Origin of the sequence: Falsochrobactrum shanghaiense, assembly GCF_003149535.1 — a bacterium.
Taxonomy (GTDB): Bacteria; Pseudomonadota; Alphaproteobacteria; order Rhizobiales; family Rhizobiaceae; genus Brucella; species Brucella shanghaiense.
Genome location: NZ_QGDB01000035.1, coordinates 1 through 750 on the forward strand (window position 1 = coordinate 1; position 750 = coordinate 750).

The window sequence follows — 750 nt, forward strand, 5'->3', positions numbered from 1 at the left end:
GTGAACGCACCCTCCAGACCCCGCCAGCGGGTCAGCGTCGACCAGTTGGCCAGACGCCGACGCACGGTTGCCGGTGCATGCGGTCCGGATACGCGCAGAAAGCCTTGCTGGCGCAATTCGTCCTCTACGCCAGTCGGCATGCCGTGATCGGGGTCGATTTCGCGTTGCTGCGGTCGCCAGAGATGATGGGCGACGAATTTCAGCAACAAGGCTTCTGGTGCAGGCCAGGGGAGGGGGCTGCCGGTTGCCGCCATCGCCCAGGCTTCGAGATAGGCCAGATCCGAGGTCAGCGCACGCAGGGTGTTTTCGCCCATGCCTTCATTGACCAGATGGCGCAGGGTTTCGACGTCCTCGTCCGTCAAAATACCCGCCAGCCTGTTGCGCCGGTTCATCGGCAAGACAGATGCGATCGTGTCGAGCTGTTCCGCCCGGCTCTGTATATTGGAAGACATAGGGTTTGGTTTGGTCATTACACAAAGCGTCCTGATTCAAAACTTGCGGAAAACCCGGAAAGTCCGTATATTACGGAAAACGAAGGTTGATCATGACATCCACAGTAACAGCCGCAGTCATTTCGAAGAATTTTGGCGCTTACCAGGACGCCGCCGTGCGCGATCCGGTCATCATTACCAAAAACGGTCGTCCGCGCACCGTTCTGCTCGCTTACGAGGACTATCTGCGCCTGATGCGGCGCGAGCGTCGCGTCGAATTGACCAGTACGCTGACCGAAGAGGATCTCGTGGCTGTTGA

Annotated in this window: 1 protein-coding gene and 1 pseudogene; one reads left to right on the forward strand and one right to left on the reverse strand. The window is 58.8% G+C overall.

The features are described 5' to 3' along the window. Window positions 1-470: pseudogene (locus tag DKP76_RS18890) on the reverse strand (integrase); the annotation flags it as partial. Between the two features lie 74 nt (window positions 471-544). On the opposite strand from DKP76_RS18890, the gene DKP76_RS18895 reads away from it, so the two are divergent. Further along, window positions 545-750, forward strand: a 206-nt coding sequence (locus DKP76_RS18895; RefSeq protein WP_109708180.1) for a type II toxin-antitoxin system Phd/YefM family antitoxin, incomplete at its 3' end; no start/stop codon positions are given.